13 protein-coding genes are annotated in these 15,429 nt (G+C 58.4%); 4 read left to right on the top strand and 9 right to left on the bottom strand.

Annotation, left to right across the window (positions count from 1 at the left end):
* The 4 genes from ACXAGD_RS19585 to ACXAGD_RS19600 are packed head-to-tail and all read left to right on the top strand — an operon-like array spanning window position 1 to window position 4,257.
* Window positions 1-894: a 2-dehydro-3-deoxygalactonokinase gene (locus ACXAGD_RS19585; protein ID WP_475213115.1), complete on the top strand. Its 894-nt coding sequence runs from the start codon at window positions 1-3 to the stop codon at window positions 892-894.
* Complete coding sequence (locus tag ACXAGD_RS19590; RefSeq protein WP_475213117.1) at window positions 891-1,496, top strand: 2-dehydro-3-deoxy-6-phosphogalactonate aldolase; 606 nt, start codon at window positions 891-893, stop codon at window positions 1,494-1,496. Before ACXAGD_RS19585 ends, ACXAGD_RS19590 begins: the two co-directional genes overlap by 4 nt.
* Window positions 1,493-2,353: an SMP-30/gluconolactonase/LRE family protein gene (locus tag ACXAGD_RS19595; RefSeq protein ID WP_475213120.1), complete on the top strand. Its 861-nt coding sequence runs from the start codon at window positions 1,493-1,495 to the stop codon at window positions 2,351-2,353. Before ACXAGD_RS19590 ends, ACXAGD_RS19595 begins: the two co-directional genes overlap by 4 nt.
* A complete protein-coding gene (locus tag ACXAGD_RS19600; RefSeq protein WP_475213122.1) occupies window positions 2,350-4,257 on the top strand; it encodes a beta-galactosidase in 1,908 nt (635 codons plus the stop codon). Before ACXAGD_RS19595 ends, ACXAGD_RS19600 begins: the two co-directional genes overlap by 4 nt.
* 36 nt (window positions 4,258-4,293) lie before the next feature.
* On the opposite strand, the gene ACXAGD_RS19605 is transcribed toward ACXAGD_RS19600, so the two are convergent.
* From ACXAGD_RS19605 to ACXAGD_RS19645, 9 genes are all read right to left on the bottom strand, one after another.
* On the bottom strand, window positions 4,294-5,601 hold the full coding sequence (locus ACXAGD_RS19605) for an ABC transporter permease (protein ID WP_475213124.1): 1,308 nt from the start codon (window positions 5,599-5,601) through the stop codon (window positions 4,294-4,296).
* Complete coding sequence (locus ACXAGD_RS19610; protein ID WP_475213126.1) at window positions 5,598-6,518, bottom strand: ABC transporter permease; 921 nt, start codon at window positions 6,516-6,518, stop codon at window positions 5,598-5,600. The genes ACXAGD_RS19605 and ACXAGD_RS19610 overlap by 4 nt, the downstream gene beginning before the upstream one ends.
* A gap of 12 nt (window positions 6,519-6,530) precedes the next feature.
* Window positions 6,531-7,643, bottom strand: coding sequence for an ABC transporter ATP-binding protein (locus tag ACXAGD_RS19615; protein WP_475213130.1), 1,113 nt, complete (start codon window positions 7,641-7,643; stop codon window positions 6,531-6,533).
* Between the two features lie 118 nt (window positions 7,644-7,761).
* Window positions 7,762-8,886 (bottom strand): extracellular solute-binding protein, encoded by a 1,125-nt coding sequence (locus tag ACXAGD_RS19620; protein WP_475213132.1) that lies wholly within the window; start codon window positions 8,884-8,886, stop codon window positions 7,762-7,764.
* 148 nt (window positions 8,887-9,034) lie between these two features.
* The gene (locus ACXAGD_RS19625) at window positions 9,035-10,999 is read right to left on the bottom strand and encodes a beta-galactosidase (protein WP_475213134.1); all 1,965 of its coding nucleotides are present in this window, start codon (window positions 10,997-10,999) and stop codon (window positions 9,035-9,037) included.
* Window positions 10,996-12,639 carry an amino acid ABC transporter permease gene (locus ACXAGD_RS19630; protein WP_475213136.1) on the bottom strand — a complete coding sequence of 548 codons (1,644 nt, stop codon included), beginning with the start codon at window positions 12,637-12,639 and terminating at the stop codon, window positions 10,996-10,998. The genes ACXAGD_RS19625 and ACXAGD_RS19630 overlap by 4 nt, the downstream gene beginning before the upstream one ends.
* 65 nt (window positions 12,640-12,704) lie before the next feature.
* The gene (locus ACXAGD_RS19635) at window positions 12,705-13,454 is read right to left on the bottom strand and encodes a basic amino acid ABC transporter substrate-binding protein (RefSeq protein ID WP_475213138.1); all 750 of its coding nucleotides are present in this window, start codon (window positions 13,452-13,454) and stop codon (window positions 12,705-12,707) included.
* 22 nt (window positions 13,455-13,476) lie between these two features.
* Window positions 13,477-14,523, bottom strand: a complete 1,047-nt coding sequence (locus ACXAGD_RS19640) for a LacI family DNA-binding transcriptional regulator (RefSeq protein ID WP_475213140.1) — start codon at window positions 14,521-14,523, stop codon at window positions 13,477-13,479.
* The gene (locus tag ACXAGD_RS19645; RefSeq protein ID WP_475213490.1) at window positions 14,523-15,275 is read right to left on the bottom strand and encodes a sugar phosphate isomerase/epimerase family protein; all 753 of its coding nucleotides are present in this window, start codon (window positions 15,273-15,275) and stop codon (window positions 14,523-14,525) included. The genes ACXAGD_RS19640 and ACXAGD_RS19645 overlap by 1 nt, the downstream gene beginning before the upstream one ends.
* Window positions 15,276-15,429 lie beyond the last annotated feature (154 nt).

Here is a 15,429-nt window from a genome sequence, read left to right on the forward strand (position 1 = left end):
ATGAATACCGAATGGATTGCTGTCGACTGGGGAACCTCTCATTTGCGGGTCTGGGCCATGCAGGGCGACACCGTGTTGAAACACGCGCAGTCGGACAAAGGCATGGTGCGGCTGGACAAGAGCGGGTTTCAGCCTGCTTTGTTGGACCTGATCGAGGGCTGGCTGAGTGACGAACCGATTGACGTCATTGCCTGTGGCATGGTTGGCGCGCGGCAGGGCTGGGTCGAAGCCCCCTACTCGGCCGTGCCCTGTGATCCCACCCCGGTCGCGCCGATCCGAGTCCCGAACACGGATCCGCGTATCCGCGCCTTTGTGGTTCCAGGTTTGAAGCAGATTGCTCCACCGGATGTCATGCGCGGTGAAGAAACCCAAATCGCGGGTTTTCTGGCTAATCGTCCCAACTGGGACGGGGTCATCTGCTTGCCCGGTACTCACACGAAATGGGTGCAGGTCAGCGCCAGCGAGGCCGTGAGCTTTCGCACCTTCATGACTGGCGAGATGTTCGACCTGCTGCGCGGGCAATCGGTGCTGAAACACTCGGTCGGCGACGGATGGGACGACACGGCGTTCGCCGAGGCCACCGCAGATACGCTTTCGAAGCCTGAACAACTGGCCGCGAGGTTGTTTGGCCTGCGTGCCGCCGATCTGCTGCAGGGTCAGGAAGGCAGTATCGCCCGGGCCCGTTTGTCGGGCTATCTGATCGGAGCAGAACTGGCAGCCACACGCCCTTATTGGCTGGGCCAACAACTGGCGATCATCGGGGCCGAGGGGCTTTCGGGCATCTACGCCAAAGCCCTGCAACAACAGGGCGCGTTCGTTGAAACCGCCAACAGCACACAATGTACTCTGGCCGGCTTGCTGCAGGCCCGTAACCTTACGAGGCAAACCGCATGAGCCGTCCGATCATCGCAATTCTGCGTGGCCTTCAACCGACTGAGGCCGCCGCCACCGGGCGGGCTCTGATCGACGCCGGGATCGACAAGATCGAAGTACCCCTTAATTCTCCTGACCCGTTGGACTCCATCGGTATTCTGGTCAAGGAATTCGGCGACCGCGCCCTTATCGGCGCGGGCACCGTTCTGACGACCGATCAGGTGGATGCCGTCGCCAGCGTTGGCGGCAAATTGATCGTGTCGCCAAACTACGACGGGCAGGTAATCTCGCACACCTATCAGCTGGGTTTGGAAAGCTGGCCAGGTATTTTCACTCCGACCGAGGCGTTTGCCGCTCTCAAAGCTGGCGCGTCTGGCTTGAAACTGTTCCCTGGCACTCTGGCCGGTCCGGCAGGGCTGTCCGCCCTGCGCGCGGTGTTGCCCAAAGGCACGCTGGTCTATGCTGTCGGTGGCGCGGGGCCTGAGAATTTCGGCGAATGGATCAAAGCCAGCGCCGATGGGTTCGGCATTGGTTCAGCTCTGTTCAAGCCCGGCATGTCGGCCTCTGAGGTCGCAGACCGCGCCGCTGGGATCGTGGCGGCCTATGACAAGGCCGCCGGATGAGCACCGTCTTCGACGACCGCCCTTGTGAACTGGGCGAAGGCCCGCTTTGGCATCCTGAACGACAACAGCTTTTTTGGTTCGACATCGTCGGCAAACGCCTGATGACGCAGGAAAACGGCGAACCGCGCAGTTGGCAATTCAACGAACACGTCTCAGCGGCGGGCTGGATCGACAGGGACACCCTGTTGATCGCTTCAGAAACGGGGCTTTGGCGGTTCAGCTTGAAGACCGGTCAGAAAAATCTGGTCACCCCGCTTGAGGTCGACAACCCCGTCACGCGATCAAATGATGGGCGCGCTGATCCCTGGGGCGGGTTCTGGATCGGGACCATGGGTAAAGGTGCCGAATCAGGCGCTGGCGCGATCTATCGGTACTGGCAGGGCGAATTGCGACAATTGGTGCCGGGCGTCACGATTTCCAATGCGATCTGTTTCGCCCCGGACAGATCTTGTGCCTATTACGCAGACACTGTTACGAAACAGGTCATGCGCTGGCCCCTGAACCCGGAAACCGGCTGGCCCGAGGGCGAAAGCGAGGTCTTCCTCGATCTGCGGGTCGATGGGCTGAACCCCGATGGGGCGGTGGTCGATATCGACGGTAACATCTGGATCGCTCAATGGGGCGCAAATCGCGTGGCTGCCTATACACCTGCGGGCCAGTTCCTGACGGCGGTCGCGTTTGAGGCCGCGCATACCTCGTGCCCAGCCTTTGGCGGCAATCAACTGACGACCCTGTACTGCACCACCGCCCGCGAGGGGCTGGATGCTGAGACTTTGGTCAAACACCCAACCAATGGCATGACCTTTGCCGCCCATGGCGTTGGCAAGGGACAAGCCGAACACAGAGTTCTTCTATGAAGCCCGAACTTGGCGTTTGCTACTATCCCGAACATTGGCCCGAAGAGATGTGGGCCCAGGATGCCGCTCGCATGGTGGAAACTGGCCTAACATGGGTGCGGATCGGCGAGTTTGCCTGGAGCCGCATGGAACCCTCTCCGGGCGACCTGCGTTTTGACTGGCTGGATCGTGCGATTGAGGTGCTTGGGGCTGCGGGCCTCAAGGTTGTGCTGGGCACGCCAACGGCAACGCCACCGCGTTGGATGCTGGACAAACACCCCGACATGCTGGCCGTAGATGAACAGGGACAGCCGCGCAAGTTTGGGTCGCGCAGGCATTATTGTTTTAGCCATCAGGGTTATATCGAGGACTCCGTCCGTATCACGCGGATCATGGGCGAGCGCTACGGACGCAACCCGCATATCGCGGCGTGGCAAATCGACAATGAATATGGCTGCCACGACACCACGGTCAGTTACAGCCAACCGGCACTGCAGGCGTTTCGCCAGTGGCTGGCGGATCAGTATGGTTCCGTCGAAGCGCTTAATACCGCATGGGGCAACGTATTCTGGGCAATGGAATACAGTAGCTTTGATCAGATCGACCTGCCCAACCTGACCGTGACCGAGCCCAACCCCGCCCATGTTTTAGCCTTTCGCCGTTTCAGCTCGGATCAGGTCGCGGTGTACAACAAAGCGCAGGTCGATGTGCTGCGGCCGCTGACCGATGCACCGTTGCTGCACAACTATATGGGCCGGATTCTGGACTTCGACCATTTCAAGGTTGGCAAGGATCTGGATATTGCCACCTGGGACAGTTACCCGATCGGGTTCCTCTCTGACCGGCTCGAAGCTGACGAGGCGCACAAGACCGCATTCCTGCAGCAGGGCGATCCGGACATGCAGGCCTTTCACCACGACCTCTATCGCGCCGTTGGACGTGGCCGCTGGTGGGTGATGGAGCAGCAACCCGGTCCGGTAAACTGGGCCCCGTTTAATCCCGCCCCCCTGCCCGGCATGGTGCGCCTTTGGTCGCTTGAGGCGGTGGCGCATGGGGCCGAGGTGGTCAGCTATTTCCGCTGGCGGCAGGCTCCGTTCGCGCAGGAACAGATGCACGCAGGCTTGCTAGCCCCGAGCAATACCCCCGCCCCCGCCTTGGCTGAGGCCCGCCAGACTGCTGATGATCTGGCGGAACTGGGCACAGTCACTCAGACTCAGGCAGATGTGGCCATTCTGTTCGACTACCCCTCGGACTGGGCGTGGGCAACACAGCCGCAAGGGGCTGGTTTCAACTATTTCCGGCTGGTCTTCTCAGCCTATCGGGCACTGCGCAAGGCCGGGTTGTCGGTGGATATTCTTTCGGCGTCTGACAGCCCCAAGACAGGGTACAAACTGGCCTTTGCCCCAGGGTTGGCCACTTTTGAAGGTCAGATGGAGCAACGCTCGGCCGATTTGACGATCTTTGGCCCCCGCAGCGGCGCCATCACGCGTGATTTTCAGATCCCAGAAGCGCGCCCCGGTCTGTCTGAACTGGATTGCGAGGTCGATTTGGTCGAGACCTTGCCGCCCAATGTGCAACGCAACGTGATTGGTGGTGGTGCAGCGCAACACTGGATTGATCGCTTGTCCGGCAGCGCCCCTGACTTGCTGACTTATGCCGATGGGACATCCGCCCTGAAGGGTGAAGGTGGGATCTGGTATCTATCTGGGTTTCCGGATGAGGCTCTGTGGGACCGGGTGATCACAATGGCGGCGCAAGAGGTCGGGCTAACTCTGCATCCGCTGCCCAAAGGATTGCGGCGGCGCGAGACTGAAGAGTACGTGTTTCTGATCAACTACGCTTCTACCCCTGTGTCTTGGAACGGCTATGAGATTGGTGCCTGCGACGTGCTGATCCTAAAAAAACACGCGCCCGAAGAGGGGTAACTCTCCGGGCGCGTTGTCTTCCGTCAGGCGCGAATCTTACTGGTCGCTTTGCAGACTGTTGGGGTCGAAGGCTCCGCCGAAACCACCATTGCTGGCGGGCGGTGTTTCGGGCTCCGCTTCGCTCTCTTCGTCGTCACCGCCCAATGCGTTCGGATCAAACACATTACCGAAGCCCGAGTTGTTGGAACCCGTGTCCGGCTCAGCGCCCTCTTCCGTAGCACCGGGTTGTAGGTCACCGGGCTCAAACACACCTTCAAAGCGCTGTTTGCGTTCTTCCTCACGCTGCTTGCGCTGCTCTTCGCGCTGCTTACGCAGCTCTTCGATGCGCTGTTGGGCTTCCAGTTGCTTCTGCTCTCGCACGTTCGCGATACATTGCCCCGGGTTGTATGCCGTCGCGGTTCCGACCACAGTTATCGTGGCTACAGCGAACACGACCACAAGAACCGCAGCAGTGTTTCCAGAAAAGAAGCTGGGCAGTTTGATCTTACCCGCCAGTTCCTCGACCGTGGCGTTCTTGCGCGCGGCAGCAACCAGTTCCTGCCGTTTCAACTTGGCCTCGTTCAGCAAGGCGAAGAACACGGTCAGCGCCACGATGATGAAGGCCAGCGCCGAGATCGACGGCGTAATACCGTATCGTACTTTCTGTGCCAGTTCGATGGTCAGCGTCGGGTACTCACCAAATGTGAAGGTGGTGGTGTTGTAGTTCTCGAACGAAGCGAGGAACGCCAACACCGCCGCCGAAGCAATCGCCGGGCGCATGAACGGCAGCAAGATCTTGCGGAATGCCTGCGCGTGGGATGCGCCGAGGTCCAGTGCCGCCTCGGTCAGTGCGATATCATAGCGCTGCAGCCGCGCCACCAGCACCAACATGCAATAGCTGGCGATAAAGGTGGACTGACCAATCACCGTCAGGAAGATGCCGTTGGACAGGAAGCTATCCGCTCCCAATCCCAGCATACGGTTGATCCTATCCCAGAAAACCAAGGTTGAGATACCCAGTACCACGCCCGGGATCAGAATCGGTGCAATGATGACCGTGTAATAGGTCGCCCGCAGCTTGGGCCAGATCTGCGTCAGCATCAATGCGCCCGCCAAACCCATTGCCACCGACAAAACAACAGTCCCGGCGCCGATTATCAACGAGTTCTTGATGCCGTTCAGGATACGCTGATCCTGAAACAGTTCGCCAAACCACTGGAAGGTCAGGCATTCCCACGGCGTCATCCTCGGGAACGCCGAAGAGTTGAAGGCCGTGATTGACATGATCACCAGCGGGCCCAGCAGGTACAGGAAGAAGATTGCCAGATAGACCCAGATACTTATGCGGAGGAAGGAATTGTTCATTTCCCGATATCCCCCATGTTCACCTTGAACAGGCGCATCATCGCCAACACGAACAGGATACAGGTCACCAACAGCACGATGGCGTACGCGGCCCCTTGCGGCCAGTCGTTGTTGTCGTTGAATTGCTGATAGATAAGCTGCGTGAACCAAAGTGAAGACGGCCCGCCCAGAATCTGCGGAGCAGCCAGTGCGCCTGCGGACAGCATGAAGACCATGGTACAGCCCGAACTGATCCCCGGCTTGGCATAGGGAATGACCACCCGCCAGTGAATCCGCCACCACGGAGCACCCAGATCACGTGCGGCCTCGATCTGGTTGCCATCCAGACTTTCGATCACGTTGTAGATCGGGAAGATCATCAGCAGGATGTAGGCATAACCCAAACCGGCATAGAGCGCGATGTCGGCACGGATGAAATCATACGGCGTGTCCCAGATGCCCAGCCCCATGAACAGGGTGTTCAGAACACCGGTCTGACCAAAAATGATCCGCAGCGCAAAGGCCCGCAGGATCTCGTTGATCCAGTAGGGGATGATCAGCATGATCGCAAAGATACGAATATGGCTGCCCTTGGACTGACCCAGGTAATAGGCGATCGGATAGCAGATGATCAGGTTAAAGATCGTCACACACACCGCCGCAAGCAGCGTGCGGAAAAACACGCGCAGATCGACCGAGTTATAGGCCTGGCTGCCGCCTTCGGGGCCATAAATCAGGTATTTGTAGTTCTCCAGCGTATACACGTCCTTTGGCCCGCCGATCTCTGGCGGCGGAAGGTTGGGACGGAACGAGAAGTCCAGCATCGACAGCTGCGGCAGGATAATCAGGCCGATGGTCCAGAACAGGACCAGACCCAATATCGCCAACCCCATGCCGGTGCCGTTGCGATTGAAGAATTCCTTCAGGAAGCGGGGCATATGTTCTTCCCCTTATTCTGCGGCCAGCTCACCAGCCGGAACCAGAACCGCATTATGGGTCTCGTATTCCAGCGTGATGTTCTGCCCGGTGTGGTCCTGAAAGGACTGACCGTGGTTCGGGATCGACACCTTGATCTCCTTACCGCCTTCGCCTTCGGTGAAGATGTTGAAGACGTTACCCTCGAACTCTTCATGGTTCACTCGCGCAGTGACAAAGTGATCGCCGGTAGCACCGTCGGGCGCGATGGCAAAGGCCTCAGGACGGATGAACAGCATGGCGTCGTCGCCCTCTTTCATCTTGCCCTGATTGGCGGTCGAAATCCGCGCGACCAGATCACCGGAACGGTTGGTCTCGATCAGTGCCTCACTGCCCATGACCTGTTTAATTTTGCCGCGAAAGACATTGTTTTCGCCCACAAACGAGGCAGCAAAGGCTGTATTGGGGTCGTTATAGATCGTCTTGCCATCCGCAATCTGATCAATCACCCCAGCCCGCATGACTGCAATGTTGTCCGACATGGTCAGCGCTTCACCCTGATCGTGGGTGATGTAGATGAATGTGATACCAACCCGTTGCTGAATTTCACGTAGCTCGGTCCGCATGTGCTGACGTAGCTTGAGGTCCAAGGCGGACAGTGGCTCATCTAGCAATAGCACATCGGGTTCAGCACACAGGGCGCGCGCAATGGCAACACGCTGGCGTTGGCCGCCGGACAATTCACTAGGCAGTTTGTCGCCCTGCCCCGGCAGCGCGATCATGTCCAGCAATTCGTCGGCGCGCTTGCGGCGTTCCTTGGCACTGGCGCCTTTGATCTCCATGGAAAACGTGATGTTCTCCCACACTTTCATCAGCGGGAACAACGCCAGGTTTTGAAAGATCAGGGCGGTCGGACGCTTGTTCGGGCCGATGCCCTGCATGTCGTTGCCGCCGATCAAAACCCGGCCCTCGCTTGGGTCCAGAAAGCCCGAGACCGCCCGCAGGATCGTTGTCTTGCCACAGCCCGAGGGGCCAAGGAACGAAAAGAAATCGCCCCCATTGATGTTCACATTGGCGTCCCGCACGGCGACAAAGTCACCGAAACGGATCCACAGGTTTTCAAGATCTACACCGACCCCTGCACTCATTTTTGGTATCTCCGTCAGGTGCGGTGGACGACCGCACCAAAATAGGGTCCGTCACGCCAAAATGGCGCGCGGGTGATTGGCCCCCCGCACAGTGGCGGAGGGCTGCGTTTCAAAGCTATCAGGCGCTTTTGAACTTATTGACGAACTCGGTGCGGGTTTCCGCATACCATGGCGCTTCAGCAGGCCACGGGTTGAGGTTCGCCAGCGAGTCACCCGGATAGGCCTCGGCAAAGTTCTTCTTGTAGGTGTCGCCCGAATACTGGTCGGCACCCAGAACCGGCGAGTTGTAGCCGTGGCTGTCGATCGCAACACCGGCCGGTTTCGCCTGATAGGCGAAGTCGATGAAGGCATAGACCTGATCGATATTGGCCGCGCCCGTTGGCATTGCCATACCGTCAACCCACGCCATCGCACCTTCAACCGGTGCCTGATAGTGCACAGGCTCACCCGCCGATTTCAGCGCCAGCGGTGGGCCGTCCCATGTTTGGCCGACTACAACGCCTTCGTTCAACAGACCGTTCTTCTGAGTGTCGGCGTCGTTCCAGATCAGCTTGATCCGGTTCTTGCGTTCGATGCACCAGTCGGTGATCTGACCCCAGACCTTGCGCATGGTTTCTTCGTCGCCATACGCAGCCCAAACCGAGCCAGGCTCCATTTCACCGGCGCGTTCCATGTAAAGACCGGCACCCAGCATCATCGAATGCGCGCGGCCCATGGTCTTGCCGGCGTTTTCTTCGGACCAGACATCGCCATAAGATGGTGCGTCCCCTTCGGGCAGCCACAGGTCGGTGCGATAGGCGATGCCTTCGGTACCCCAGATATGTGGCAGCCAATGCACGCCGCTGTCACCGAAGTTCCATGCATCCGTGCCAATCGCCGCCATCGCCGGGTTCACCAGATCGATTGGAACCTTGTTCATGTCGAAGGGCTGCAGCAGCTCCAGCGGCTCCCACTGCAGCGAACGGTTGTTGGTCGGGGACACGATGTCAAAGCCCTGACCCTTGGTCGCTTTCATCTTGTTGATGATTTCTTCGTTTGACCCGATACCGGTGTAGTTCACCTTGATCCCGGTCAGAGTTTCAAACTCTTGCAGGAATGCAGGCGGCAGGTAATCCGACCACATCAGAATGTTGATCTCACCCGAGGACGCCAGCGCGCTTTTGCTGTAAAGCGGTGCCGCCAGCGCAGCAGCACCTGCGCTTTTCAGGACAGAGCGTCTGGAAAGCGTTTTCCGTTCAGCCATTTTCGTTTCTCCCGTTGTTGGACTTTGTAGTCTTTTTGTTTTGTAACTGCAGGCTAGACCTTTGCCGCAGAGCTGTCAGTCCAAAAGTGACAGTTATCAGTTTTCATAGGTCCAGTTTGCAATCACATCCGCCGGAACCAAGATCAGGTCACGGTTCCATCCAGACTGAGACACCATAGGGCGGGATTTCCGAAGTACCAACAAGATATTGACGAACCTTTGGACCGGGCAGAGTTTGCGGTTCTGCGCCGAAGTTGAAGGCAAAGATCAGCGCGCCTCGGCGTGTGATACGCACATCCCGGTTTTTTTCCGTCACAGGGATATCCGCCCAGTTCAGAGCCTGTGACAGAACGGCGTGCAACAACGGTCCGCGCGGGATCATCGCCAGGTACATCGCTCGATCCGACTGCACAATAGCCGGGCTGCCGTCGCGGTAAACGCTGGAAAAACGGGCTGTTACAGAATTCTCGGTTTCGATGATTTCTCGCCACCCGGTGAATTCGTGCTGTGTGCCGTCCTGCAGACGCACCGATTCCTTGGCCAGATCGGGCAGCGATTCGACCCGTAGCACCCGTACACCGGTCAGTTCGGCCAATTCGCCGGGGGCAAGGTTAGGCGGCGTGTGCATGTCGGCGGTCTTGCTGCCCCCACGGGCACCGATCAGCAACTTTGCCTGACTGTCTCGCAGCCGTTTCGCCAGGTCCGGTGGGACGATCATGCTTTGTGGTAAAACAATCAGCGCATAGCCGGTTAGATCATCCTCTGGACCGACAAAATCCAGATCGACTCCAAAGGACCGCAACCCCGCATACCATTCACGGACGATTTGAGCATTCGGGAAAGCATCGTCATGCGGCAGGATATCTGCGGCCCAGATGGACATGTAATCCAGCAGGATCGCCACTGAGGCCTGTTGGCGCATGACCGGAGGCAATACGGCCCGCTCCTCGACCACCTGCGCAAGTTCCAGTGCCGCCTGATCCGGGCTACTGTCTGACCGCAGAAGGGCCGTGTGAAACTGCTCTTGTGCAAACTTGGCTTGCCGCCAGCGGAAGAACATAACCGCTTGCGCCCCGTGCGCATAAGCGGCCCAAGTCCATAGCCGCACCATTCCATCGGCTGGGGATGGGTTCTTTTCCGCCCAATCCACCGGGCCGGGTTGTTGCTCCAGCACCCACATGCGCCCGTTGCCTTGTGATCGGTAAAGATCGCAGTGAAATCCCTGATAGTCCGGCGCACCTGTACGCAGGTACCGATGCTTTTCCTCATCGGATAGGGTCGAACCCAACAGGTTGCCCAGCGGATAACTGTCGAAGCCGACGATATCCAAATCGGCAGCGACTGCATGGTGGTCGAACTCGAAACTGCCCGCCATAAAGTTATGGGTAATATCCCGGCCTGGCGAGAGCTGCCGCAAGATGTCCACCTGCGCCCGGTTGAACAGTCGCACCCGGTCCGAAGAATAGCGCGCGAAATCCAACGCGTGAGTCGGGTTGGGGCTGGCCACCAACCCGTGAGGCAATTCGATCTGGTCAAAGCGGGTATAGCCGGATGCCCAGAACACGGTGCCCCATGTCTGGTTCAGATTGTCGATTGTTCCGTAACGCTGCTCCAACCAGTGGCGGAATCCGTCGCGCGCGGCTTCAGAGTAGCTGAGCACCGTGTCGTGATCATTATACTCGTTATCGATCTGCCAAGCGCGGACATGCGGGTTCTCGCCGTACCGCCGTGCATATTCGGTGGCGATCCGGCGGGACTCGGCCAGAAAAACCTCACTGGAAAAGCAGTAGTGCCGACGGGACCCAAATCCTCTGGCGCGCCCATCCGGGCCAACCGGCAGGATTTCAGGGTGTTCATCGATCAGCCACTTTGGCGGCGCTGCCGTCGGCGTGGACATCATCACGCGCAGGCCCGCATCGCCCAAAATTTCGATCACCTCGTCCAGCCAGTCCCACTGGAACTGGCCGCGCTGGGGTTCAATCAGACCCCAGGTGAATTCGGCAATGCGCACCCAATCGAGGCCCATTTCGGCCATCCGACGTGCATCCTCGCGCCACAACGACCGATTCCATTGTTCGGGGTAGTAGCAGACCCCCAGTTCCAGTTTGCTCATCGGTCTTCCCTTGCCGTGCGGCGTTCGATCCATTTCAGGAAGCTGGCGCAGCCCAGCGTGATCACGACATAGAGGATCGCTGCGGTGTTAAACGGTGCGAACGGCAGGAAGCTGGCTGCCTGAAACTCGCGCATCCGCTGCGTCATGTCGCGGACCGACAGGATCGACAGAAGTGAGGTATCTTTGATCATCGCGATGAATTCGTTGCCCAAGGGCGGCGTAACGATACGCAGCGCTTGCGGTAAGATGATCAACCGTGCAGTTTGCCAGCGTGACAGGCCCAGCGAGCCCCCCGCCTCGATTTGCCCGCGCGGGATGGCTTCGATGCCGGATCGGAAAATCTCAGCCATGTAAGCAGAATAGCCGACCGAGATTGCAATGATCCCGCGTGTCATGTTGGTCATGTCGATGCCGCCGCCAGTGGCATCCTTAACCGCACCGGCCAGAGGAAGACCGATGTATAGAATGATCACTAGCATCGGGATGCCGCGGATCGTATCAACAAAAAACTCAGCCCCTACCGCCAGCGGATGCAGTTTGTGTTGGGCGCCGCCAACGGTCAGCGTCAGCAGCAGAAAGCCAAACACAGCAAAGGCCAAAGCCGGGTTGCGATACTTGTCCGGCAGGAATTGCGTCTGCCAGATCACCGGATACCCCTTGGTGTTCGTACCGACCGGAACAAAAGCACCCGAGACACTGTCCACGGTTTCGATCTGCTCCAACGCAGAGGCCGCGTCGGGCGCGCTGCGGATACGGTATTGGGGGCTTTCACCCTCTTGAAATTCGCCAAAGCGGATTATGTCTGCCTGCGCTTGCGGCGTGCCCCGCACGATGGCAATGCGGGCGTCCAGTGTGCCGACGAGTTCGTATTGAACCTTGGGCTGCATGAAGAAAAACGCTGACATCGCCAGAAGTGCGAGACTGATGCAGCCATAGGTTACAGTCGTGCGCGCCTTGGGTTTGAACGATTGCAGCCCCACCCAGATCAGACCCAGAATAGCTGCGAATATATAGGCGAAGATGGCCGCCCGGAACGTGATCGCCACCCCGGTGGCGAACTGCCAATGCGCCATGAACATCAGATAAAACAGCACCGCGCCGGTCAGGACCTCAAACCCCAGTTGCACATAGTTTCGCGACCCATTCGGTAGGCGTGAGGAAAATAGGATGGCGGCCACGGCAAGCGCGTAGATTACCAGCACGATCTGTAGACCGGCCTGAACAGTCTCAACCACCTCCGGGAACAGCACCCAGGTTTGCGAGGACCTGTCGATCAAAGTCGACGTGTTCTCGCTAAGCGCATGAAAGAAGACGGACTCGGCAAAAGGCATAAGCACCTGCGGCGCAACGAACCCCAGAACAGCCAAAACAATTGCCGCTGGTAACGCCGCCATCGCCGAAACACATAACCAGGCCGGCGCCTCTTTAAAGCGTGCGTTGCGGGCGCAGAGATAGCCCAAAACGGCAACCGTTAGGACAATTAGAAACCCGATGAATATCGGCCCGGCATCATTGCCGATCCCCAAAATCGCAATCAGCGAGCGCAGGTATTTCGACGAGGTGGCGAACAGATAGATGATAAACGGAGCAGCGGCGAGCAACACGAGGTTGCTCGGGCGGATCGAGCTTAGGCGCGACATGGGACCTCTCTGCTGAAATGCGGCCCGGCCACCTATGGCGCCGGGCCGTTACGGGTCAAACCAGGTTATTCGGTGCCCCAGTATTTGCTGATCAACGCGTCCAGGGTGCCGTCGGCTTTGATCGCCTCGAGCCCTGCATTGATGGCATCAACTGTGGCGTCGCCTTCCTGGAACACAATGCCCAGCGGGTCAGATTGAAGACCGGTGATCCCCACGGTCAATTCACCTGCGAACTCCTGTTCGTAAGCCGCAGCCGAGGTGCCGTCGATGATGACGCCCTGCACATCGGCATTCTGCAGCGCCAAAATTGCCGCCGAGAAGTTGTCATACAAGCTGACATTCTCACGCCCGACCAGCTCTTCGGCCAGTTGCGCGTTGGTGGTGCCGGTTTGCGCGGCCAGTTTCTGACCACCGGCCTTGAAGTCATCCAAGGTCATGTCTGCGTTATCGACCTGGAGAATGATCGCTTGGCTGACCACGATATAGGGCTCTGAGAAATCCATCGTCTCTTCGCGCTCAGGCGTGATCGATACGCCCGAGATAACCAGATCAAACTCACCCTGCTGAAGCGCGGCAAAGATGCCGTCCCAGGCGGTGTTCACAAAGTTCGGAACGCAATTCACCTTGTCGCAGATCGCATTCATCACATCCACGTCAAAGCCCACGATCTCTCCGGTGGCTTCATCAACCGTCTCCATCGGCGGATAGGTGGCATCCGTTCCGATTTTCAGCACGCGCCCTTCCAGATCGGCAGCAAAGACCGCTGGGGCGGCCATTGCGGTCAGAGCAGCAGCGGCCAATAAGTTCTTGATCATCTTTATTACTCCTTCTGTTGGTCTATTTGACAAACGCCGTTTTCGGCGCGGGGGTGTCAGGTTGGCGCTCGATGAGTATGGCCCTGATCTTTTTCTGAGTTTCGGACGGGTCTGCCCCGTCCAAAGCTTTCAACATGTATTCGCCCAGCAGACGGCTGGTCTCTTCAATCGGAACGTAATAGGTGCTGGGCGGTGGCACGAAATAACGGCTGAGCTGCAGATCGTCGGTCGAAATCACCACCAGATCGCGACCAACCTGAACCCCGGCGGCATGGGCAGCAGACAGCACGCCCAAGGTCATCGCTTCGTTGGCGCAGATGCAGGCCGTGGGACGATCAGGCAACCGCATCAGCGCATCAAAGCTGTGCTTCCCGGTACGCGCCGTGGTGGGGCCGTTGAAGATCAGATCCGAATCCGGCGAAATACGACCATCAGCCAAGGCTTGTTCGTATCCGGCTTGGCGCTGGCGCGCATAGATCAACTCGGTCGGGGGATTCACCAAAGCTATACGCCGGTGACCTAGCCGCACCAGCCGCGCGGTGGCGTCAAATGCTGCGGCCTGACTGTCGAAGTCAACAAAGGCATGAGGCATTTGGCTGTCGCTCATCCCCATGGTCACAAAGGGAAAACCGTGCTCTTGCAGATACGCAATACGAGGATCGCCGTGCAAGGTACCCGAGAATATGACCCCGTCGGCAAGCCCATCCTGAACGATCCGCTCCAGCGTCGCCATGGCATCGGCAAGATCAGCCACGTTGAACACGCTCATTTCATAGAGCGAGCCCTGTAACGCGGCCGAGATTCCCGCCAGAATTCGGGTGAACTCCACTCCTTCCCATTCCTCCGACGCGTCCAATGACACACTGACCAAAACGGCGATGCGGAAGGACTTGTTGGTGCGCAGTTTCAAGCCATCCATGTTGACACGATAGCCAAGCCGGGTGGCAACGGCCTGAATCTCCAGTCGGGTCTTTTCTTTGACCGACGCCGCCCCGCGTAAGGCGTTCGAGACGGTACCCACCGAGTATCCCGTCTCTTTCGCGATGGACTTGATCGTCGCACGCGCCACTATCCGTCCTCCGCCGCAAGCTGGTGCCTAAGGAAGGTGTGCCCTGTCCGCAGGGTCTCAGTGTGATTGGGCGTATCATCGTGTTCAACGAATAGATCGGAACATGGGCTATGGGTCAGAACCTGCAACACACGGGACCAGTCCAACACGCCCTGCCCCAGATTGCGCCAACGCTCATCCCCCTCACCCGCTGACGGATCCGCATCCTTGGCATGCACCGATACGATGCGGTCTGCATAACGATGTAGCAGCGCACATGGATCTTGTTGTGCAACCGCCAGCCACCCAAGATCGGGCTGCCAGTACATGTTGTCGTGGGACAAGATCTGATCCAGCGGTGTTTCGCCGGGACGGCCAGTCAGGTCAAAATCGTGATTGTGGTACGCAAGGCGCACCCCATGCACCGCCAGTTCGTCGGCCCAACCTGTCAACCGACCCGACACGTCCATCCATCCCTCGGGCGTGTCGGGCCGCGCCTCGGGCGACAGCCACGGCATGACTGCGACCTGGCATTTCAATAGGACTAATAGATCCAGAATTTCGTCGAACCGCGCTTCAAACTCCTCCCAATCGAAATGAGCCGAGCGGACGGACAAACCCGAATCCGCCACCTGCCGGGCCATGTCCTGAGGGGTCAGGTCGTGAAAGCCGATCGTTTCGATATCCGCAAATCCACAGGCAGCAACCAATTCAAGCTGGGAGGCCAGATCTCCAACCTGGCGAACGGTATAAAGCTGCGCCGCGATCCGCATATTCAAAGGCTATCCGCTATTGAAACGTTTCAAATAGGTTGAAACAGCTCAACTCCACTTGTCAAGACAAGTGTTTAAGGACCCCTTTCTTACCTAAGATAGAATGGTACGACGTTGCATTGCGATCAGTTTTCTCTGCGATGCAATCAAAACT

Source organism: Ruegeria sp. ABF4_144 (assembly GCF_056160045.1).